This window comes from Streptomyces sp. NPDC048275, from assembly GCF_040652275.1.
GTDB lineage: Bacteria > Actinomycetota > Actinomycetes > Streptomycetales > Streptomycetaceae > Streptomyces.
The window spans coordinates 25,836-47,151 of the sequence record NZ_JBEZLR010000069.1; the positions used below are offsets into that span (position 1 = coordinate 25,836).

At 69.5% G+C, this 21,316-nt stretch carries 17 protein-coding genes; 7 read left to right on the top strand and 10 right to left on the bottom strand.

Features of this window, described 5'->3' with window-relative positions; genetic code table 11:
• Nucleotides 1–21: 21 nt before the first annotated feature.
• The 4 genes from AB0D57_RS32195 to AB0D57_RS32210 all read right to left on the bottom strand — a co-directional run bounded on the left by AB0D57_RS32195 (nucleotide 22) and on the right by AB0D57_RS32210 (nucleotide 7,003).
• Nucleotides 22–2,151, bottom strand: a complete 2,130-nt coding sequence (locus tag AB0D57_RS32195) for a 3-hydroxyacyl-CoA dehydrogenase NAD-binding domain-containing protein (RefSeq protein WP_362081006.1) — start codon at nucleotides 2,149–2,151, stop codon at nucleotides 22–24.
• Complete coding sequence (locus AB0D57_RS32200) at nucleotides 2,148–3,365, bottom strand: acetyl-CoA C-acyltransferase (protein WP_362081009.1); 1,218 nt, start codon at nucleotides 3,363–3,365, stop codon at nucleotides 2,148–2,150. The genes AB0D57_RS32195 and AB0D57_RS32200 overlap by 4 nt, the downstream gene beginning before the upstream one ends.
• A gap of 234 nt (nucleotides 3,366–3,599) precedes the next feature.
• Nucleotides 3,600–4,637 (bottom strand): LacI family DNA-binding transcriptional regulator, encoded by a 1,038-nt coding sequence (locus AB0D57_RS32205; protein ID WP_362081014.1) that lies wholly within the window; start codon nucleotides 4,635–4,637, stop codon nucleotides 3,600–3,602.
• Complete coding sequence (locus AB0D57_RS32210; RefSeq protein WP_362081017.1) at nucleotides 4,634–7,003, bottom strand: glycoside hydrolase family 2 protein; 2,370 nt, start codon at nucleotides 7,001–7,003, stop codon at nucleotides 4,634–4,636. Before AB0D57_RS32210 ends, AB0D57_RS32205 begins: the two co-directional genes overlap by 4 nt.
• A 144-nt stretch (nucleotides 7,004–7,147) precedes the next feature.
• On the opposite strand from AB0D57_RS32210, the gene AB0D57_RS32215 reads away from it, so the two are divergent.
• Genes AB0D57_RS32215 through AB0D57_RS32225 form a run of 3 tightly spaced genes read left to right on the top strand, consistent with a single transcriptional unit; the run spans nucleotide 7,148 to nucleotide 10,232 of the window.
• Nucleotides 7,148–8,464: an ABC transporter substrate-binding protein gene (locus AB0D57_RS32215; protein WP_362081020.1), complete on the top strand. Its 1,317-nt coding sequence runs from the start codon at nucleotides 7,148–7,150 to the stop codon at nucleotides 8,462–8,464.
• Entirely contained in the window at nucleotides 8,464–9,405 is a 942-nt protein-coding gene (locus tag AB0D57_RS32220) for a sugar ABC transporter permease (protein ID WP_362081023.1), read from the top strand. Before AB0D57_RS32215 ends, AB0D57_RS32220 begins: the two co-directional genes overlap by 1 nt.
• Nucleotides 9,402–10,232 (top strand): carbohydrate ABC transporter permease, encoded by an 831-nt coding sequence (locus AB0D57_RS32225; RefSeq protein ID WP_362081026.1) that lies wholly within the window; start codon nucleotides 9,402–9,404, stop codon nucleotides 10,230–10,232. The genes AB0D57_RS32220 and AB0D57_RS32225 overlap by 4 nt, the downstream gene beginning before the upstream one ends.
• A gap of 86 nt (nucleotides 10,233–10,318) precedes the next feature.
• On the opposite strand, the gene AB0D57_RS32230 is transcribed toward AB0D57_RS32225, so the two are convergent.
• Nucleotides 10,319–11,596 carry a ribonuclease D gene (locus tag AB0D57_RS32230; RefSeq protein WP_362081029.1) on the bottom strand — a complete coding sequence of 426 codons (1,278 nt, stop codon included), beginning with the start codon at nucleotides 11,594–11,596 and terminating at the stop codon, nucleotides 10,319–10,321.
• A gap of 421 nt (nucleotides 11,597–12,017) precedes the next feature.
• On the opposite strand from AB0D57_RS32230, the gene AB0D57_RS32235 reads away from it, so the two are divergent.
• On the top strand, nucleotides 12,018–13,268 hold the full coding sequence (locus AB0D57_RS32235; RefSeq protein WP_362081032.1) for a sialidase family protein: 1,251 nt from the start codon (nucleotides 12,018–12,020) through the stop codon (nucleotides 13,266–13,268).
• A 166-nt stretch (nucleotides 13,269–13,434) separates the two neighbouring features.
• Here the strand turns inward: AB0D57_RS32235 and AB0D57_RS32240 are convergent, their stop codons facing one another.
• Nucleotides 13,435–14,097, bottom strand: coding sequence for a response regulator transcription factor (locus AB0D57_RS32240; RefSeq protein WP_019073943.1), 663 nt, complete (start codon nucleotides 14,095–14,097; stop codon nucleotides 13,435–13,437).
• A gap of 369 nt (nucleotides 14,098–14,466) precedes the next feature.
• Nucleotides 14,467–15,135: a DUF3000 domain-containing protein gene (locus AB0D57_RS32245; RefSeq protein ID WP_362081036.1), complete on the bottom strand. Its 669-nt coding sequence runs from the start codon at nucleotides 15,133–15,135 to the stop codon at nucleotides 14,467–14,469.
• Nucleotides 15,136–15,333: 198 nt separating this feature from the next.
• On the opposite strand from AB0D57_RS32245, the gene hemE reads away from it, so the two are divergent.
• Nucleotides 15,334–16,401 carry a uroporphyrinogen decarboxylase gene (gene hemE, locus AB0D57_RS32250; protein WP_362081039.1) on the top strand — a complete coding sequence of 356 codons (1,068 nt, stop codon included), beginning with the start codon at nucleotides 15,334–15,336 and terminating at the stop codon, nucleotides 16,399–16,401.
• Nucleotides 16,402–16,509: 108 nt separating this feature from the next.
• On the opposite strand, the gene AB0D57_RS32255 is transcribed toward hemE, so the two are convergent.
• Genes AB0D57_RS32255 through AB0D57_RS32265 form a run of 3 tightly spaced genes read right to left on the bottom strand, consistent with a single transcriptional unit; the run spans nucleotide 16,510 to nucleotide 19,027 of the window.
• Nucleotides 16,510–17,139 (bottom strand): 3-oxoacid CoA-transferase subunit B, encoded by a 630-nt coding sequence (locus tag AB0D57_RS32255; protein WP_362081042.1) that lies wholly within the window; start codon nucleotides 17,137–17,139, stop codon nucleotides 16,510–16,512.
• Complete coding sequence (locus tag AB0D57_RS32260) at nucleotides 17,139–17,834, bottom strand: 3-oxoacid CoA-transferase subunit A (RefSeq protein WP_362081045.1); 696 nt, start codon at nucleotides 17,832–17,834, stop codon at nucleotides 17,139–17,141. Before AB0D57_RS32260 ends, AB0D57_RS32255 begins: the two co-directional genes overlap by 1 nt.
• Nucleotides 17,831–19,027, bottom strand: coding sequence for a thiolase family protein (locus AB0D57_RS32265; RefSeq protein ID WP_362081048.1), 1,197 nt, complete (start codon nucleotides 19,025–19,027; stop codon nucleotides 17,831–17,833). The genes AB0D57_RS32260 and AB0D57_RS32265 overlap by 4 nt, the downstream gene beginning before the upstream one ends.
• Nucleotides 19,028–19,105: 78 nt before the next feature.
• Between AB0D57_RS32265 and AB0D57_RS32270 the strand changes: the two genes are divergently transcribed.
• Both AB0D57_RS32270 and AB0D57_RS32275 read left to right on the top strand, forming a co-directional pair.
• Nucleotides 19,106–19,987: a LysR substrate-binding domain-containing protein gene (locus AB0D57_RS32270; protein WP_362081051.1), complete on the top strand. Its 882-nt coding sequence runs from the start codon at nucleotides 19,106–19,108 to the stop codon at nucleotides 19,985–19,987.
• 249 nt (nucleotides 19,988–20,236) lie between these two features.
• Complete coding sequence (locus AB0D57_RS32275; protein WP_362081054.1) at nucleotides 20,237–21,196, top strand: helix-turn-helix domain-containing protein; 960 nt, start codon at nucleotides 20,237–20,239, stop codon at nucleotides 21,194–21,196.
• Nucleotides 21,197–21,316 lie beyond the last annotated feature (120 nt).

Genomic DNA, 21,316 nt, shown 5'->3' on the forward strand with positions numbered 1-21,316 from the left:
TCACTCGTGTTCTTCGGGAGGTTACGCGGGAACCGAGGCCACCCCGGCCTCGAGGAACCGCTTCCCGGTCACCCGCTCGGAGACGCCCTCGCGGTCCAGGTACGGCGTGATGCCGCCCAGGTGGAAGGGCCAGCCGGCGCCGGTGATCAGGCAGAGGTCGATGTCCTGGGCCTCGGCGACGACACCCTCGTCGAGCATGAGCCCGATCTCCTGGGCGACGGCGTCCAGGACGCGGTCACGGACCTGCTCCTCGGTGAGGACGACATCGCCCTGCTTGAGGAGCGCGGCGACCTCCGGGTCCAGCTCCGGCTTCCCGGAGTCGTACACGTAGAAGCCGCGCTTGCCCGCCTTGACGACGGCGGCGAGGTTCGGGGAGACCGTGAAGCGGTCCGGGAAGGCCCGGTTGAGGGTCTCCGACACGTGCAGACCGATCGCCGGGCCGACGAGCTCGAGCAGCACCAGCGGGGACATCGGCAGACCCAGCGGCTCGACCGCCTTCTCCGCCACCTCGACCGAGGTGCCCTCGTCGATGACGTTCTGGATCTCGCCCATGAAGCGGGTGAGGATGCGGTTGACGACGAACGCCGGGGCGTCCTTCACCAGGACCGCGGTCTTCTTCAGCTTCTTGGCGACACCGAAGGCCGTGGCCAGCGAGGCGTCGTCCGTCCGCTCGCCGCGGACGATCTCCAGGAGCGGGAGGATCGCGACCGGGTTGAAGAAGTGGAAGCCCACGACCCGCTCGGGGTTCTTGAGCTTCGACGCCATCTCGGTGACCGACAGCGAGGAGGTGTTGGTGGCGAGGATCGCGTGCGCCGGGGCGACTGCCTCGACCTCCGCGAACACCTGCTGCTTGACGCCGATCTCCTCGAACACGGCCTCGATGATGAAGTCCGCGTCCGCGAAGCCCTCGGCCTTGTCCAGCACACCGGTGACCAGGGCCTTGAGGCGGTTGGCCTTGTCCTGGTTGATGCGGTGCTTGCCGAGCAGCTTGTCGATCTCGGCGTGGACGTAGCCCACACCCTTGTCGACGCGCTCCTGGTCGATGTCCGTCAGCACGACGGGCACCTCGAGGCGCCGCAGGAAGAGCAGCGCGAGCTGCGAGGCCATCAGGCCCGCGCCCACGACGCCCACCTTGGTGACCGGACGCGCGAGGGACTTGTCCGGCGCACCCGCCGGGCGCTTGCCGCGCTTCTGGACCAGGTTGAAGGCGTAGATGCCGGAGCGCAGTTCGCCACCCATGATCAGGTCGGCGAGGGCCACGTCCTCGGCGTCGTAACCCTTCTGCAGGTCACCGTCCTTGGCCGCCTCGATGATGTTCAGCGCGCGGTACGCGGCCGGGGCCGCTCCGTGCACCTTGCCGTCGGCGATGAACCGGCCCTTGGCGACGGCCTGGTCCCAGGCCTCGCCGCGGTCGATCTCCGGACGCTCGACCGTGACGTCGCCCTTGAGGACGTTCGCCGTCCAGATCAGCGACTGCTCCAGGAAGTCCGCGCCCTCGAACAGGGCGTCGGCGATGCCGAGGTCGAAGACCTGCTGGCCCTTGAGCTGCTTGTTCTGGTTGAGCGAGTTCTCGATGATGACCGAGACAGCCTTGTCCGCACCGATCAGGTTCGGCAGGATCGTGCAGCCGCCCCAGCCCGGGACGAGACCCAGGAACACCTCGGGGAGCGAGAAGGCCGCGATGGCCTTCGAGACGGTCCGGTACTTGCAGTGCAGACCGACCTCGACGCCACCGCCCATCGCCGCACCGTTGTAGTACGCGAAGGTCGGCACCGCGAGCCCGGACAGCCGCTTGAAGACCTCGTGGCCGCCCTTGCCGATGGCGAGCGCGTCGTCGTGGTTCTTCAGGAGCTCTACGCCCTTGAGGTCCGCGCCGACCGCGAAGATGAACGGCTTGCCGGTGACGCCGACACCGACGATCTCGCCGGCCGCGGCCTCCTTCTCGACCTGGTCGATGGCGGCGTTCAGGTTCGCCAGCGACGCCGGGCCGAAGGTGGTCGGCTTGGTGTGGTCGAAGCCGTTGTCCAGCGTGATGAGCGCGAAGCGCCCGGCGCCGAAGGGCAGGTCGAGGTGACGGACGTGTCCGGACGTCACGACCTCGTCGGGGAACAGCTCGGCCGCACCCTTCAAAAGCTCAGCGGTGGTGCTCACTTGTCCCCCTCGAAGTGCGGGTTTTCCCAGATGACCGTCGCGCCCATGCCGAAGCCGACGCACATGGTGGTCAGGCCGTAGCGGACGTGTCGCTGCTCCTCGAACTGGCGGGCCAGCTGCGTCATCAGACGGACGCCGGAGGAGGCCAGCGGGTGGCCGAACGCGATGGCGCCACCGTACTGGTTGACGCGCGGGTCGTCGTCCGCGATGCCGTAGTGGTCGAGGAAGGCCAGGACCTGGACGGCGAAGGCCTCGTTGACCTCGAAGAGGTTGATGTCCTCGATCGACAGACCGGCCTTGGCGAGGGCCTTCTCGGTCGCCGGGATCGGGCCGTAGCCCATGACCTCCGGCTCGACGCCGGCGAAGGCGTAGGAGACCAGGCGCATCTTGACCGGCAGGTTGTTCTCGCGCGCGAAGTCCTCGCTCGCGATGATCGACGCGGTGGCGCCGTCGTTCAGACCGGCCGCGTTACCGGCGGTGACCCGGCCGTGCACACGGAACGGCGTCTTCAGACCGGCGAGGTTCTCCAGGGTCGTACCCGGGCGCATCGGCTCGTCGGCGGTGACCAGGCCCCAGCCGGTCTCACCGACCTCCGCGTTGGTGTTGCGCACCGAGATCGGCACCAGGTCCTGCTGGATCTTGCCGTTGGCGTACGCCTTCGCGGCCTTCTCCTGCGAGCGCACGGCGTACTCGTCGGCGCGCTGCTTGGTGATGTGCGGGTAGCGGTCGTGCAGGTTCTCGGCGGTCATGCCCATGAAGAGGGCGGACTCGTCGACCAGCTTCTCGCTGACGAACCGCGGGTTCGGGTCCACGCCCTCGCCCATGGGGTGGCGGCCCATGTGCTCGACACCACCGGCGATCACGGCGTCGTACGCACCGAAGGCGATGGAGCCCGCGGTCGTGGTGACGGCGGTCAGCGCGCCCGCGCACATGCGGTCGATGGAGTAGCCGGGAACCGACTGGGGGAGCCCGGCGAGGATGCCGGCCGTACGGCCCAGCGTCAGACCCTGGTCACCGATCTGCGTGGTCGCGGCGATGGCGACCTCGTCGATCTTCTTGGGGTCCAGGCCGGGGTTGCGGCGCAGCAGCTCCCGGATGGCCTTGACGACGAGGTCGTCGGCGCGGGTCTCGTGGTAGATGCCCTTCGGGCCCGCCTTGCCGAACGGGGTGCGGACGCCGTCGACGAAGACGACGTCCCTGACGGTACGAGGCACGATGGCTCTCCTCCAGATGCGGGATGGCACTACTGCGCGACGCACACGCCCTGAGCGCGCGCTCACCTCCCCATGCTACTTACGAGTAACCACCCTGCCCAGCCCCGGGCCCGGGAGCGGCGAACGTCACATGAAAAACCCATGGTCGTGCAGCCCCCGTCAGGGGCGCGGGGCTGAGACATATGCGGCGCCGCCGTGTGGGCGCGACCGGCCACTCACCACCCGCACCCGACGTCACGACCTCGGCGGCGCGGTAGACCCCCGAGGCGTCAGAACAGGGGTAGGCACCGGATGCGACTCCGCCCCCTCCCCGGTGATCAGCCCGAACAAGGTCCGCGCCACATCCGCCCCGAACCCGTGCACGTCATGACTCATCGCAGACAACGTCGGATGCGTCAGCCGGCACAACTGTGAGTCGTCCCAGGCCAGCAGCGACACATCTCCCGGCACCGACAGCCCCATCTCCGAAGCCACCGACAACCCCGCCACCGCCATGATGTCGTTGTCGTACACGATCGCCGTCGGCCGGTCCGGGGGAGCGGCGCTCAACAGCGACCGCGTCGCCCGCGCCCCCGCGTCCCCCGAGAAGTCGGTCGCGACCTGCCACGCCCCGGCCAGCGCCAGCGCCCCCGCGGCTTCGTCGAACGCGGCCGTACGGATGGACGTATGCCCCAGGGCCGCCGCACCCCCGACCCGGGCGATCCGCCGATGCCCCAGCGCCGCCAGATACCGAACGGCCTCCGCGACGGCGGTGGCGTCGTCGGTCCAGACGGAGGTGAGGCTGCCGGTCAGGGACGGGTGCCCGACGGCGACGACCGGCATCCCGAGCCGCTCCACGGCCGCCACCCGCGGATCGTCCGCCCGGAAGTCCACCAGGATCGACCCACTCACCTGCTTCCCCTTCCACCAGGCGTCCTGGAGTCCGACCTCTTCCTCCAGATTCCGTACGAGACGCAGCAGCAGCGAGCACGAGTGCTCGGTCAACACGCTCTCCACGCCGGAGATGAACTCGATGTAGAAGGGTTCGAGGCCGAGCAGCTTGGCCGGCCGGCAGATGGCGAGCCCCACCACGTCCACCCGTCGGCCGGCCAGCGACCGCGCGGTGAGATTCGGCGCCCAGCCCAGTTCCTTGGCCGCCGCGAAGATCCGGGTCCGGGTGGCGTCGGACAAACCCGGCTTGTGGTTGAAGGCGAGCGAGACCGCCCCCTTGGACACTCCCGCACGCGCGGCGACGTCCTTGATGGTGACGCGGGGCGGGGGCGCTGCTGTCATCGGGTCGGCTCCACGCAGTACAGGGCGGACCGTGCGGCCGCCGCGTCGGGAGTCTCCCAGCCGCGCACCCCGATGGTCACCCGCTCGCCGGGGAGCAGCGTGACCAGTCCGGTGTCGGCCTCGGCGGCAGGGTCCAGCCGGTCGGCCTGCAGCAGCAGATCCCGTACGAGAGTGTGGGCGGTCACCGTCACCGCGCCCGGCGTCACAGCGACGTCGAACCGGGGCCGGGCGTACGGGACTTCGCGGTCCGGCACCGGAAAGTGCAGGGCGCGCAGCCCGTCCGCGTCGGCCACCAGGAACTCCTTCGGGCCGACCGGTCGCAGCTCCCCCGGCACGGGCACATCGGCGACCGTGCGTGCGGCGACCGACAGACTCACCGTCGTCTCGCCCACCACGACGCCCTCGACGGACATCCGCCGCAGTGTGAGCGACTCGGACCACGGTTCGGCGGCCTGATTCACCGCCGCCAACACCAGTCCACCGGCACGGGGTTGGAGGGTCAGTAACCGGTCGGCGTACAGTCGCCGCAGCTCGTGCCAGAGCGGCTTGGCCCGCCCGTCCCCGTCGATCGCCGCCCACGAGGTCACCGGCCAGCAGTCGTTGAGCTGCCAGACGATGGTCCCGGCGCAGACGGGCCAGTGCGAGCGCCAGTGCTCGATGCCGGTGGCGACGGCACGGGCCTGGTTGACCTGGGTGAGGTAGTGCCACCGGTCGAAGTCCCCTTCAGGCACCGGGAAATGCCGGGCGAGCCCCCGCTCCAGCTTGCCGTTCCCGTCGTCCGCCTTCTGGTGGTGCAGCATGCCGGGCGAGTCGGGCGCGAGCACCTCGCCGGGCAGCGCGCGCCGCAGCGTCGCGTACGCGGGCGGCGCCTGCCAGCCGAACTCGGCGACAAAGCGCGGGACGTGAAGCCGGTAGTCACCGTAGTCGGCCCGGTTCCACACCTCCCACGAGTGATGCGTGCCGTGCGCCGGGTCGTTCGGGTGGCGCTCCCAGGAACCGGACCAGGGGCTGCCCGCCGCGTACGGCCGACCCGGGTCCAACTCCGCCACCACGCGGGGCAGTAGCCCCAAGTAGTAGCCCTCACCCCATGAATTCCCGGCCAGCCGCCGCTCCCAGCCCCAGTCCTTGAAGCCCCACAGGTTCTCGTTGTTGCCGTTCCACAGCACGAGCGACGGGTGCGGCATCAGTCGTACGACGTTCTCCCGGGCCTCGGCCTCCACCTCGCCGCGCAGTGGCTGTTCCTCCGGATAGGCCGCGCAGGCGAAGGGAAAGTCCTGCCAGACCATCAACCCCAACTCGTCGCAGGCCTCGTAGAAGTCCTCGCTCTCGTAGATCCCGCCACCCCAGACCCGTACGAGATCGACCCCCGCGTTCGCCGCCCGGGTGAGCCGGGTGCGATAGCGCTCGCGGGTGATCCGGGACGGAAAGACATCGTCCGGAATCCAGTTCACGCCGCGCGCGAAGACCCTCACGCCGTTCACGACGAAGGTGAAGCCGGTGCCGTGCGCGTCGGGACTCCGATCCAGCTCGACGGTCCTGAAGCCGATGCGCCGATGCCAGGCGTCAAGCGGACCCTGGGCATCGGAGAGCGTCAACTCAACCTCGTACAAAGGCTGTTCGCCGTATCCCCGGGGCCACCACAGCTCGACGTCCGGTACCTCCAGACGTACGACCCCGCTCGTGCCGTCGAGCACCGCGCGCACCCGCACCCCGCCGACCCGGGCCTCCATCGTGAGGTCGGCCTCGACCCTGGTCCGCTCCACCTCGACGTGCAGGGTCACCTGGCCCGTCGATCCGCGCACCGTCACCACCGGCCGTACGCGGGCGATCCGCGCGGTCGACCAGTGCTCCAGCCGCACCGGCCGCCACAGCCCGGCCGTCACCAGCGTGGGGCCCCAGTCCCAGCCGAACGAGCAGGCCATCTTCCTGAGGTACTGGAAGGGCTCGGGGTACGCGTTCGGCCGCTCGCCCAGGAGCTCGCGCACCGCCTCGGCCGCGGTGTAGGCGGAGCCGAAGCGCACCGACAGCGGGCCCTGGAGTGCCGTGACGTCGAAGCGGTACGAGCGGTGCATGTTCCGTACGGAGCCGAGGAGTTGACCGTCGAGACGGATCTCGGCGGCGGTGTCCAGACCGTCGAAGACGAGGTCGGTCTGCTCATGCCCCGCGGGGGCGGGCACGTCGATGTCGTACGTCCAGTCGCGCCGCCCCACCCACGCGACCTCGGCCTCGCCGCGTCCGAGGAACGGGTCCGGGATGACCCCCGCCGCCAGCAGATCCGTGTGCACACAGCCCGGGACCGCGGCCGGCAGCGCGGCTCCCTCGTACCGCAGGGTCCATCCCTCGGTGAGCGGTGTGACCTCCAGCATGCGCACTCCCTAAACCGGTTGAGCGACAAGGTGCCCAGGATTGCGAAACCATTCGGAATCGTTGGCGAAATAAGGACTTTACCGGTTCAGTAACGGCTGTCAGAGTGCCGAATCAGCCAACCGACGCGAACGGAGCTGGTGCAGATGAACCGCCGCAAGTCACTCGCCGGAACACTGCTCGCCGCCGTACTGCTGGCCGCGGGCTGCACCGGGAGCGGAGGCACGTCGAAGGGCGCGGACGCGAAGGCTCCCGACGATCCGGGGACGGTGTCCGGGACGATCCAGGTCCTCACGCACCGGACCGACCTCGTGCAGGACGGCACGATGAATAAGTACGCGGCCGAATTCAACAAGATCTATCCCAAGGTCAAGGTCGAATTCGATGGCATCACCGATTACGAAGGTGAGGTCAAGATCCGCATGAACACCGAGAACTACGGCGATGTGCTGATGATCCCGGCCGTGATCAAGAAGGGTGACTACCCGAAGTTCTTCGCCTCGTTGGGCACCAGCGCCGAGCGCAACAAGAAGTACCGCTTCACGGACTTCACCACGGTCGACGGCAAGGTCTACGGACAGAGCCCGATCGGCGTGACCCCGGGATTCCTCTACAACAAGAGGGTCTGGCAGGACGCCGGGATCACCGACTGGCCCACCACGCCCGCCGAGTTCATCGACGACCTCGAGGCGATCAAGGCGAAGACGACGGCTGTCCCGTACTACACGAACTTCAAGGACATGTGGCCGCTGACGTCGTGGACGTCCGTCAACGGCTCGGTCGGCTGCGACACACAGGCGACGACGGCGCTGGCCGAGGGTGACCCCTGGGCCAAGGGTGCCGATCTGCGCGTCGGGGACACCCTGCTGTACGACATCGTGCACGACGGGCTGGCCGAGAAGGACCCGACGACCACCAACTGGGAGGGTTCCAAACCCAAGTTGGCGAAGGGTGAGATCGCCACGATGTGGCTGGGCTCCTGGGCGATCACCCAGTTCCGGGCCGCGGCCGAGGAGGCCGGCACCGACCCGGCCGACGTCGGCTTCATGCCGTTCCCGGCCCAGGTCGACGGCGCATTCTGCGCGGTGGTCTCTCCGGACTACAACCAGGCCGTCAACGTCCACTCGAAGCACAAGGAGGCGGCCCGCGCCTGGATCGACTGGTTCACCGACAAGTCCGGCTACGCGGACGACAATCTGACCCTCTCGCCGGTCAAGGGCGCCCCGCTGCCGTCGGTTTTGAAGCCGTACGACGATGCGGGCGTGAAGTTCATCGAGCTGGACGACACTGCGGGCGCCACGGTCAAACTGATCGACAACGAGTCGGAGGTCGGCCTCTACGCGCCCGACTACCGCCAAAGCCTCGTCGACCTGGCCCACGGCGCCAAGAAGGGCAAGCTCGACGACTTCCTGAACGACCTGGGCAAGCGCTGGACCGAGGCGGCGAAGACCGTGGGGTCCTGATGACCGGCACGGTGCACAAGGCGCCGCCGACCGGGGCGGCGCCTCCCGTACGGCCGCCGCGAACCCCGCGCACCCCACGCCTGGCCCGGAGCCTGACCCCCTGGCTCTTCCTCGCTGTCCCGCTCGCCCTCCTGATCACCTTCACCTACGCGCCGGTCGCCAACATGATCGCGTACAGCTTCACCGACTGGGACGGTGTCAGCCCCCAGCTGCACTACACGGGCGCCGAGAACTACGTCGAACTCGTCACCCGCCCCGAGCTGTTCCAGGTCTTCTTCGTCAGCGGCTACTACCTCGCCGCGTCCGTCGTCCAGATCGCCGCCGCGCTCTACTTCGCGACGGTCCTGAGCTTCAACGTCCGCTTCCGGAACTTCTTCAAGGGCGTGCTCTTCTTCCCGTACCTGATCAACGGGGTCGCGATCGGTTTCGTCTTCCTCTACTTCTTCCAGGACGGCGGCACGCTCGACTCGCTGCTGAGCCTGCTGGGCATCCACTCCGACCGGGCCTGGCTGGGCACACCGACGTCCGCGAACACCTCGCTCGCCGGGGTCTCCGTCTGGCGCTACACGGGCCTGAACTTCGTGCTGTTCCTCGGCGCGATCCAGTCCATCCCGGGGGAGCTGTACGAGGCGGCGGAGCTGGACGGCGCGAACCGCTGGCACCAGTTCCGCTACATCATCGCGCCCGGCATCAGACCCGTACTCAGCCTGACCGTGATCCTGTCGATCTCCGGCTCGCTCTCGGCCTTCGAGGTGCCGTTCATCATGACCGGCGGCGCGACCGGCACCGAGACCTTCGTGATCCAGACGGTGAAGCTGGCCTTCCAGTTCAACAAGACGGGGCTCGCGTCCGCGGCCGCCGTCGTGCTGCTGCTGATCATTCTCGGGGTGACGTGGGTGCAGCGCCGCCTCGTCCCGGACGACAGGGTGGATCTCGTATGACGCGCCGAGGACTGGCCCGCACCGCCACGTACCTGTCGCTGACCGTCGCCTCACTCGTCGTCCTGCTCCCGCTCGTCGTCGTCTTCCTGACCTCCCTCAAGTCCTCGAAGGAGATGGCGAACGACACCGGCGCGCTCACGCTCCCGGACGACTTCCTCAACTTCCACAACTATGTGACGGCGTTTCAGGACGGCGGGATGCTCAGGTCGTTCGGCAACACGGCCTTCATCCTGCTCTTCGCGATCACCGGCACGGTGGTCATCGGGTCGATGACGGCCTACGCGATCGACCGCTTCACCTTCCGCTTCAAGAAGCTGGTGGTCGCCCTGTTCCTGGTCGCGACGCTCGTGCCGGGTGTCACCACCCAGGTGGCGACCTTCCAGATCGTCAACAGCTTCGGCATGTTCGACACCCGCTGGGCGCCGATCGCCCTCTACATGGGCACGGACATCGTGTCGATCTACATCTTCCTGCAGTTCGTGCGCTCGATCCCGATCTCGCTCGACGAGGCGGCGCGGCTCGACGGAGCGAACGCGTTCACGATCTACCGAAAGATCATCTTCCCGCTCCTCAAGCCCGCCGTCGCCACGGTCGTGATCGTGAAGGGGATCACCGTCTACAACGACTTCTACATCCCGTTCCTCTACATGCCGTCCGAAGATCTTGGCGTGATCTCGACGTCGCTGTTCCGTTTCAAGGGCCCCTTCGGAGCCCACTGGGAGACGATCTCGGCAGGAGCGGTCCTGGTGATCGTCCCCACGTTGATCGCGTTCCTGTTCCTGCAGCGTTTCATCTACAACGGGTTCATGCGCGGAGCGACCAGGTGAGCGGCCTGTCCGGCGGATCAGGCCGGAGACGCGGGTGGGCGCGACCGGCCACAACCGACCCGCGGCCGCCGCCCCGGCCAAACCGCCTACGGCGCCTTCGCGGACAACGCGGCCACCAGCACCGGCGTCACCTGCTCCACCTGCCACGCCCGTGCCCCGTACCCGGCAAGCGCGGCCCCGACCGACTCCGCATCCGGGACGGCCGGCGGCTCCCAGCACACCCGCCGCACCGTGTCCGGAGCGATCAGATTCTCCTGCGGCATGTTCAGCCGCTCGGCCACCGCCGACACTCCGGCCCGCGCGGCGGACAGCCGAGCCGCAGCGACCGGGTCCTTGTCGGCCCAGGCGCGCGGCGGCGGAGGCCCGGTCACCGGCTGCCCAGGCTGCGGCAGCTCGGAGTCCGGCAGCGCCTTGGCGCGATCAACCGCGGCCTGCCACTGCTCCAGCTGGCGCCGCCCCATCCGGTGCCCGAAGCCGTTCAGCGCGGCCAGGGCGTGCGCATTGGGCGGCAGGGACAGCGCGGCCTCGACGATCGCCGCGTCCCCGAGCACCTTGCCCGGCGAGATGTCCCGGCGCTGCGCGACCCGGTCCCGGGCCTCCCACAGCTCCCGTACGACGGCCATCTGCCGACGGCGGCGCACCTTGTGCATCCCGGACGTACGGCGCCAGGGGTCCTTGCGCGGCGGCGCGGGCTCGGCCTGCGCGATCGCGTCGAACTCCTGTGTGGCCCACTCCAGCTTGCCCTGCCGGTCGAGCTCCTTCTCCAGGGCGTCACGCAGGTCGACGAGCAGCTCCACATCGAGCGCGGCGTAGCGCAGCCACGGCTCGGGGAGCGGGCGCGTGGACCAGTCGACCGCGGAGTGTCCCTTCTCCAGTACGAAGCCGAGGACGCTCTCGACCATGGCGCCGAGGCCCACCCGCGGGAACCCGGCCAGCCGGCCGGCCAGCTCGGTGTCGAAGAGCCGCGTGGGCACCATGCCTATTTCGCGCAGGCACGGCAGGTCCTGGGTGGCGGCGTGCAGCACCCACTCCACACCGGAGATCGCCTCGCCGAGCCCCGACAGATCGGGACAGGCCACGGGGTCGATCAGCGCACTGCCCGCCCCCTCGCGGCGCAGCTGCACCAGATAGGCGCGCTGGCCGTAGCGGTACCCGGACGCGCGTTCGGCGTCGACGGCCACGGGGCCGGTTCCGGCGGCGAAGGCGGCGATCACCTCGGCGAGCGAGGCCTCGTCGGCGACGACAGGCGGAATACCTTCTCGGGGCTCAAGCAAAGGGATCGGCGCCGTTTCGACGTCGTCCGGAGGGCCGCCTCCGGTGGTTCGCAGTGAGCTGTCTTCTGCGGTCTCTTGGGCGTCGGTCACCTGTCAAGGGTATCGGGATGTTCGAGTGCCTGACCTGCATCTTCAGGTCATTGGTCGGTTCACCTGCGAAAACATTGCACAAGTGGAGCTCATGACCGGGAAGTGTCGCTTGTTCCGAGTGCCCTGATTACTCCTTTCGTGGTACCTGTCCGAACTTGGAACCGGGCCCGACCGGAGGCCGCGCGATCGCCGTGGCCATGAACGGCATCCCCGGCGCGCTGCGTGAACGCGCACGGCGCCCTGGACGGCCTCTCGGCAGGTCCGGCGGTCTCGGCTCACGGTCGTCCCGTTTTGCCTGCTCTTCAATTCGCTTTTGACCCACGGGAGTTGCTGCGTCACCGCGGCACCTCTAGGTTCGCGGGAGTTGTCCGGCGTCGGTCTCCGACGATCTTCTTCCGCGCCTGGGAAAGCATGGAACCGTATGGTCCTGAGCCTGAACCGCCGCGTGTTCGTTCTCGGCGCTGTCGCGGTCGTCGTCGCCGCGGTGGTGGTCGTCGCCCGGCCCGGGGCGGAGGAGGCCGACAGCGCGGATGCCGAGGGGAAGCGGGGATGCGTCTCATCGGCCCCGTACGTCGCGGACAGTCGTGGTTACGCCACGTACCGCATACCGGCCATCGTCCGGACGCGCGCCGGGACCTTGCTGGCCTTCGCCGAAGGGCGAGTGGGCGGCAGAAAGGACAGCGGCGACATTGACGTGGTGCTCAAGCGGTCGCGTGACGGTGGCTGCACGTGGGGTCCACTGCAGGTCGTCACGGAGGGCAAGGGCGACACCCGGGGAAATCCGGCGCCGGTCGCCGATCCCGGCACGGGACACCTCGTTCTGGTCACCTCGTACAACAGCGGCGATGTCACCGAGGCGCAGCTGCTGCGCGGCGAGGCCACGCAGGAGCAGGGCCGGCGGGTGTTCGTGCAGACGAGCCGGGACGACGGGGTGTCGTTCTCGTCACCCCGGGAGATCACGTCCACGGTGAAGCGGCCCGGCTGGCGTTGGTACGCGACGGGGCCGGGCCACGCGATCGCCCTGACGCGGGGCGAGAACGCGGGGCGGCTGGTCGTCCCCGCGAACCATTCCGCCGCGCCGCCCGCGGGGTCCACGGACACCGGGCAGGAGCCCAAGTACTTCGGCGCCCACGCGATCTACAGCGACGACGGGGGCCGGTCCTGGCGGATCGGATTCGCGGAGGACGCCTACGAGGGCGTGTACAACGCGAATGAGTCGTCCGCGGCGCAACTGCCCGACGGGCGTCTGTACTTCAGCGCCCGGAACCAAAAGGGGACGAGCCCGGGAAACCGCCTGGACGCGTATTCCAGGGATGGCGGTGCCACCCTTGACCGGGGCTATGAGGAGCAGCCTTCACTGAACGATGTGCCCTTGGTGCAGGGCAGTGTGCTGCAACTGGCCGGCGAGCACGGGAGGCTGCTGTTCTCGGCGTCTTCGGTGCCGACCGACCGTGTGTCGATGGCGGTGTGGAGCAGTGCGGACTCAGGGCGCTCCTTCGAAAAGGTGCTGACTCTGTCCTCGAAGAAAGCCGCGTATTCGGATCTGGTGCGGCTCGATGCCGAGACGGTGGGGATCTTGTACGAGACGGGGGCCGAGGCGGCGTACGAGGAGATCGAGTTCCGCCGTATTCCGCTGAGCCTGCTGACGGCGGGTGGTGAGCAGGTCCGTTGAAGGGCGGCGCGACAGCGCCCGCCGACGGAACGGTCTGTCGACGGGCGCTCGGGTGGGGCGTGAACCAGCCAAGTCGGTGAATGATCAGGCTCAAGAGGGAAGAGGTGCGTGGACGAGGATCAGCGGCGGATCCCCTTCGCGTCCGTGACGGGTGACGGCGGCAGGTTCAGTGAATGATCCCCGTCCGCAGGGCGACCGCCACCATCCCGGCGCGGTCGCCCGTGCCGAGCTTGCGGGCGATGCGGGCGAGGTGGCTCTTGACGGTGAGCGCGGACAGGCCCATCGAGACGCCGATCGCCTTGTTCGACTGGCCTTCGGCGACCAGCCGGAGCACCTCGACCTCGCGGCCGGAGAGCTCGCGGTAGCCGCCCGGGTGGCTCGGGGCACCCGGGGGGCGGCGGTGCATACGGGCGGCGGCAGAACCGATGGGGGCGGCGCCCGGCCGGGTGGGGAGCCCGACGTTCGTACGGGTGCCGGTGACGACGTAGCCCTTGACGCCGCCCGCGAGGGCGTTGCGTACGGCACCGATGTCGTCGGCGGCGGAGAGGGCGAGGCCGTTGGGCCAGCCCGCGGCTCTGGTCTCGGACAGCAGGGTGAGCCCGCTTCCGTCGGGCAGGTGGACGTCGGCGACACAGATGTCGCGTGGGTTGCCGATTCGGGGGCGGGCCTCCGCGACGGACGACGCCTCGATGACGTCGCGCACTCCGAGCGCCCAGAGGTGGCGGGTGACGGTGGAGCGGACCCGAGGGTCAGCCACGACCACCATGGCAGTCGGCTTGTTCGGGCGGTAGGCGACCAGGCTTGCGGGCTGCTCGAGGAGAACGGACACCAGGCCTCCTGGGGGTGCGGGACGGTACCGGCTCTGGGGATGAAGCCGGGACGAACCGTGCTTTCAAGGTCACAGACCTCTTCGGCATCAAACCCGACGACCTTTAGAGAATGATCACGATGTGGTGAGTAACAATCCGTGCAATTCGGACACGCGATCGATCATCCGAAGATCGAACCGAGTCATTCCGAGTCGTGACACGGCTGAAAGTGGTCGTATCGACAAAGACTCGGCAAGGAAACCCGGCAAGCGGGTGGCGTCGCACAAGACCGGCGCCGCACGGGAGACAACAGGACCGGCGCCGCACAGGAGACAACAAGAGTGGCGCCGCACAGGACACGACGTGGACGCGCGCGGGCGCGCAGGCGCTCAGCGCGACTGCGGGCCCCGGCGCTGCGGAAGCGTCACCACCGACGCGTCGCCCGGCCCCGTCGGCGGCAGGCCCGCGATCTGGCAGAGCAGATCGCACCAGGCGGCGAGGTGCGCCGCCGTGTCCGGTACGCCGCCCAGGCCCTCGCGGGGCGTCCAGGAGGCGCGGATCTCGATCTGCGAGGCGGACGGGCGCTCGGCGAGGCCGCCGAAGTAGTGCGAGCTCGCGCGCGTGACGGTGCCGCTCGGTTCGCCGTACGACAGACCGCGGCCCTGCAACGCGCCGGTCAGCCAGGACCAGCAGACGTCGGGAAGCAGCGGGTCGGACGCCATTTCCGGCTCCAGCTCCGCGCGCAGCAGCGTCACCAGCCGGAAGGATCCCTGCCAGGCGTCGTGCCCGGCCGGGTCGTACAGCAGCACGAGCCGGCCGTCCGCGAGATCGTCGTCGTCGGCGACGACCGCCGCCTCCAGCGCGTACGCGTACGGCGCCAGGCGCTTCGGCGGGGGCGTCGGGTCGATCTCGATCTCCGGCCGCAGCCGCGCGCCCTTCAGCGCGTCGACGGCTGCCCGGAAAGGCAACGGAGCTTTCTCCCTCGCATCTTTGTCCCCCTCCTCGGCGTCGTCCATTCCGCCAGTGCCGTCCGACAGTCGTCCTTGAGCCGCAGCCATGCGGGGAAGATTAAGGGGAACGGAGCCCGCGTGCAGGGAGAGACACCCGTGCGCGGTACCACTGTCCGGATCGCGTTGAGTGAACGCGCCTGTTCCGGCGGGCGTTTCGTGGCGCCGGAGCCGGGGTGGGAGCCGTGGACGCGGACGGCGTCGGAGCCCGGGATCCGGATGTCCGTGGGGCGTGCGAGACTTTCCGTCGTGAGTGCCAACCACAGCCCTGCCGGGCAGCAGCCGACAGCCACGTACGAGTCCGCCTTCCTCAAGGCGTGCAGGCGCGAGCCCGTGCCCCACACACCGGTGTGGTTCATGCGCCAGGCCGGTCGCTCGCTCCCCGAGTACCTCAAGGTGCGCGAGGGCATCCCCATGCTCGAGTCCTGCATGCAGCCCGAGCTGGTCGCCGAGATCACGCTGCAGCCCGTGCGCCGGCACCACGTGGACGCGGCGATCTACTTCAGCGACATCGTCGTCCCGCTGAAGGCCATCGGCATCGACCTCGACATCAAGCCCGGCGTCGGCCCGGTCGTCGAGAACCCGATCCGCACCCGCGCCGACCTGGCGCGACTGCGCGATCTGACCCCGGAGGACGTCAGCTACGTCACCGAGGCGATCAAGCTGCTGACGGCCGAGCTCGGCTCCACCCCCCTCATCGGTTTCGCGGGCGCGCCTTTCACCCTCGCGAGTTACCTCGTGGAGGGCGGACCGTCCAAGAACCACGAGCACACCAAGGCGCTCATGTACGGCGACCCGCAGCTGTGGGCCGACCTGCTCGACCGTCTCGCCGAGATCACCTCCGCCTTCCTCAAGGTGCAGATCGAGGCGGGCGCCAGCGCCGTCCAGCTCTTCGACTCCTGGGTCGGCGCCCTGGCACCCGCCGACTACCGCCGCTCGGTGATGCCCGCGTCCACGAAGGTCTTCGAGTCCGTGGCGTCGTACGGCGTTCCGCGCATCCACTTCGGCGTCGGCACCGGCGAGCTGCTCGGCCTCATGGGCGAGGCGGGCGCGGACGTCGTCGGCGTCGACTGGCGCGTCCCGCTCGACGAGGCCGCCCGGCGTGTCGGGCCCGGCAAGGCGCTCCAGGGCAACCTCGACCCCGCGGTCCTCTTCTCCTCGACCGAGGCCGTCGAGACCAAGACCCGCGAGGTCCTGGACGCCGCCGCCGGGCTGGAAGGCCACATCTTCAACCTCGGCCACGGCGTCCCGCCGTCCACGAACCCGGAGGCGCTGACCCGCCTCGTGGAGTACGTGCACACGCAGACCGCGCGCTGACGCCTGCGGCGCTGGCGGCCGCGCACCATGTGGTGAGGACGCGGTCGACCCCAACGGCATTCTGCGGGGGCCGGTACGCGAACCGGTCCCCGCATGGGTGTGTTCACGTCAGGCGACGCCTTTGAGTCCGAGGCGGTCTGTCAGGTCCTCGACGGTGCTGCCGTAGGTCTCGAGGATCTTCACCTCGCCGCCGGCGAGGTCGAAGATCCCGTGGTCGGTGTAGACCCGGCTCACGCAGGCCAGGCCGGTGAGTGGGTAGGTGCAGGCCGGCACGAGCTTGGGGGAGCCGTTCTTGGTGAAGAGCGTCATCATCACGTAGACGTCCCTGGCGCCGATGGCCAGGTCCATCGCACCGCCGACGGCCGGGATGTCGTCGGGGCGTCCGGTGTGCCAGTTGGCCAGGTCCCCGTTGAAGGCGACCTGGTAGGCGCCGAGTACGCAGACGTCGAGATGGCCGCCGCGCATCATCGCGAAGGAGTCGGCGTGGTGGAAGTACGCCGCGCCCGGCAGCTCGGTCACCGGCACCTTGCCGGCGTTGGTCAGGTCCGGATCGATCTCGTTGCCGACGGCGGCGCGGCCCATGTTGAGCATGCCGTTCTCGGTGTGCAGGACGATGCCGGAGCCCTCCGGCAGATGGTCGGCGACCTTGGTCGGGTGGCCGATGCCCAGGTTGACGTACGAACCGGCCGGGATGTCGCGGGCGACGACGGCGGCGAGCTCGTCGGGGGTGAGTGCCATCAGCGGGCTCCTTCGGAGGTGTACCGACGAGGCGGGACCGTCACGATCCGGTCGACGTAGATGCTCGGTGTCACGACGGCCTCGGGATCGAGGGAGCCGACGCGGACCACCTCGGAGACCTGGACGATCGTCCGGGTGGCGGCCGTGGCCATGACGGGACCGAAGTTGCGGGCCGTCTTTCGGTAGACGAGGTTGCCCATCGCGTCGGCACGGTGGGCGCTGATGAGGGCGACGTCGCCCTTGATCGGGTACTCCAGTACATGGTCGCGCCCGTCGATGGTGCGGACCTCCTTGCCCTCGGCCAGCGGTGTGCCCACCGCCGTCGGGCAGTAGAACGCGCCGATGCCCGCACCGGCCGCGCGCAACCGCTCGGCCAGGTTGCCCTGCGGAACGACCTCGAGCTCGATCTTGCCGGCCCGGTACAGCTCGTCGAAGACATAGGAGTCGCTCTGCCGGGGGAAGGAGCAGACGACCTTCCGCACCCGCCCGGCCTTGAGCAGCGCCGCCAGGCCGACCTCCCCGTTGCCGGCGTTGTTGCTGACGACCGTCAGGTCCTTCGCGCCCTGCCGGATGAGCCCGTCGACGAGGTCGAAGGGCATACCGGCCAGCCCGAAGCCGCCCACCAGGACGGTGCTGCCGTCCTCGATCCCCGCCACCGCCGCGTCGACGGTCTCCAGTACCTCGGCCCGGCTCATCGGCCGGCCTCCGTGTTTTCGAGGTTCTCCAGCACAACGGCCAGCGCCTGCCCGACGCCGATGCAGATCGCCGCCACGCCGTACCGCTCGCCGCGCTCGGCCAGCACCTTCGCGAGCGTTCCGAGGAGGCGGGCGCCGGAAGCCCCGAGCGGGTGGCCGATCGCGATGGCGCCGCCCTTGACGTTCACGATGTCCGGGTCGACGCCCCAGGCGTCCACGCAGGCGAGGGACTGCACCGCGAACGCCTCGTTGAGCTCCACCGCGCCGACCTGGTCCCATCCGATGCCGGCCCGCGCGAGCGCCCGCTCGGCGGCCTCGACCGGCGCGAACCCGAACGCCTGCGGCTCCAGTGCGGAGGCGCCCCGGCCGGCGATCCTGGCGAGCGGTGCCAGGCCGATGACGTCCGCCGCCGCCTCGGAGCCCAGCAGGACGGCGGAGGCGCCGTCGTTGAGCGGCGACGCGTTGCCCGCGGTGATCGTGCCGTCTGTGCGGAACGACGGCTTCAGCGCGGCCAGCTTCTCGACGCTGGAGTCGGCCCGGATGCCCTCGTCGCGGGCGAGTCCGGCACCGTCGACGGGGACGACCAGATCGTCGTAGAACCCCTTGTCCCAGGCCTCGGCGGCCAGTCGGTGGGAGCGGACGGCGAACTCGTCCTGCCGCTCGCGCGGGATGCCGAACCGCTCTTGCAGCTGCTCGTTGCACTCGCCCAGCGAGACCGTCCACTCCGCCGGCATGCGGGGGTTCACCAGTCGCCAGCCCAGCGTGGTGGAGACCGCGGTGACATGGCCGGCGGGGAACGCGCGGTCGGGCTTGGGGAGCACCCACGGCGCCCGGGTCATCGACTCCACTCCGCCGACGAGTACGACGTCGGCGTCGCCCACCTCGATGGTCCGTGACCCGATGATGGCGGCGTCGAGGGACGAGCCGCACAGCCGGTTGACCGTCGTGGCGGGCACGGAGACGGGGAGCCCGGCCAGCAGGGCGGCCATCCGGCCGACGTTGCGGTTGTCCTCACCCGCCTGGTTGGCGTTGCCCCACACGATCTCCCCGATCGCGGCTGGGTCGAGACCGGGCGTCTTCGCGAGCACGCCGTTGATCGCGGACGCCGCGAGATCGTCGGGGCGGACGCCCGCGAGGGAGCCGTTGAAGCGCCCGAACGGCGTGCGGGCTGCGGCATAGACGAAAGCAGTCATGCCGACCACGCTAAGCGCGAGCCTTGATACGGTGAAGGACCAATATCTGACCAAATTGAGATGCAGGAAGTCTTAACAGTGAACCTGCGTCACCTCACCTACTTCGTCGCCGTAGCCGAGGAGCGCCACTTCGGCCGTGCCGCCGATCGGCTCCACATGGCGCAGTCGCCGCTCTCCCAGGCGATCCGTCAGCTCGAATCCGAGCTCGGGGTCGAGCTCCTGCACCGCACCACGCGGCGGGTCGACCTCACCGAAGCGGGCCGCGCCTACCTCGCCCGGGCCCGCGCGATCCTCGCCGACGTGGACGAGGCCGCCCACGAGGCCCGGCGGGTCGCGGCGGGAGCGGTCGGCCACCTCGCGATCGGCTGCGTCGGCTCGGCGACCTACAGCTTGCTGCCTGCGCTGTCCCGCCGCCTCGCGACCGAGCTGCCCGGGGTGGACTTCGCCTTCCGCGGCGAGCTGCTCGTGCCCGACCAGGTCGAGGCCCTCAGGACGGGCGAGATCGACATCGCCCTGCTACGACCGCCGGTCGCCGACCTCTCGCTCACGGTCACCCCACTCCGCCGCGACCGGCTGGTGGTCGCGCTGCCCGCCGACCACCCGCTGGCACAGCGGAAACAGATCCGGGTGGCGGACCTGGGACGCTGCGATCTCATCGTCCACTCCGCCGATCGGCGCTCGGTGATGTACGGCGTGGTGCTCGGGCTGCTCAGGGACGCCGGCATCGATCCGCGCATCCGGCACGAGGTCGGCGAGACCTCGACCCTGGTCACCCTGGTGGCCGGCGGGCTCGGCGTCGCGGTCGTACCCGAGCCGGTGACCGCGCTCGCGCTCGCGGGCGTCGCCTACCGACCGCTGGTCCGCCCGTCCGTCACGGTCGACCTTGCCGTCGCACACCGGTCGGACCGTACGGAGCCGCACCTGGGCCGGACGATCGAGGTCATCCGCCGGATGTTCTAGCCCTGCCTGCTATCAACTACGCCCTTGAGGTGGACGGCCGCCCGCGCTTCGACATCGCCGCCCCGGAGCGAATGAACGTGAAGTTCGCCCCCGTCACGGTCGATCCAGAACCCCGATCTCGGGCCGGAAGCCGTTCCGCGGCGCGCAGTGTCGAGGCCCGATTCATCGCCTTCCTCGCTTGACGGACGCGTCACGCGATGCCGTACTGACCCTCGCCCCCTTCGACACCACAGGCTTACCCTCAAAGCCATGCACTCAGCTCCCGCAGCAGCGCCCCTCCCGGCGCACGTGTTCTCGACGGCACATGTGCCGTCGGCGGAGCGGCTGCGGGCCTGGGAGGAGCACAACGCCGCCGCCTTGATCGCTTTGAAGTGCCGCACACCAAGGGGCGAGGATTTCCTGGCGCGGGAGGACAACCTTCAGGTCGGGCGAGTTCATCTGGCTCGCGTTCGGACCACGGCACACGTCGTCGAGCGCCCCGCCGATCTCATCGAACGGCAGCCCACGGGTTCCGTCGCCATCTACCTCTCCCTTCGCGGGGACTCGCTGTTCCAGCAGGCGGGCAGGCGGCAGATCATCCATGCCGGCGACCTCCTGGTCTGCGACGCGGACTGGCACTTCGTCCGTGGATTCGGCAACGGTCTGGACGAACTGGCGGTGCGAGTCGAGCGCCGCGCGCTGCCGGACGTGGTCTGCGGTCCCACACCTGGGGAACCGCTCATCGTCCGGAAAAGCGAGATGAACCCGTACGGTCGAGCGATCACCCGCCTTGTCGGACGTGCCGTCGGCGTCGGGGACGCGACGCGGCCCGACGAGCAGACGATCGTGGACCTCGCGTCCGCGCTCGTGAGCAACGGCGCCACCCGGCGGCCCATCATCCACCGCGCGCTCGCATGCGCCCACATCGAGGACAGACTGCGCGATCCGCGCCTGTCGGCGCCCGAAGTCGCCGACGCGGTAGGCATCAGCGTCCGTCAGCTCACCCGCGTCTTCGCGGAGGCGGGAACGACGTTTCCGCGCTACGTGCTCGGACGGCGGCTCGAGCTCGCCTACAGCTTGCTGACCGGACCGGGCGCCGCGGTGTCGAGTACGGCAACGGTGGCGACCTTGTGCGGATTCAACTCGGCCGCGCACTTCTCGCAGACCTTCCACGCCCGGTTCGGCATCACCGCCGGCGAGTTGCGCCGTACGGCCGCGAAACGGGACTGAACGGACGCGAAACACCACCGAAACGGCCGCGTCATACGGATTTCGGCCGTCCTCTCCACCATTCCGCCAGGCGGGGGCAGGGCCGCGGGCACTCTGCCTTCAGAACACCGCGAGAAGAAG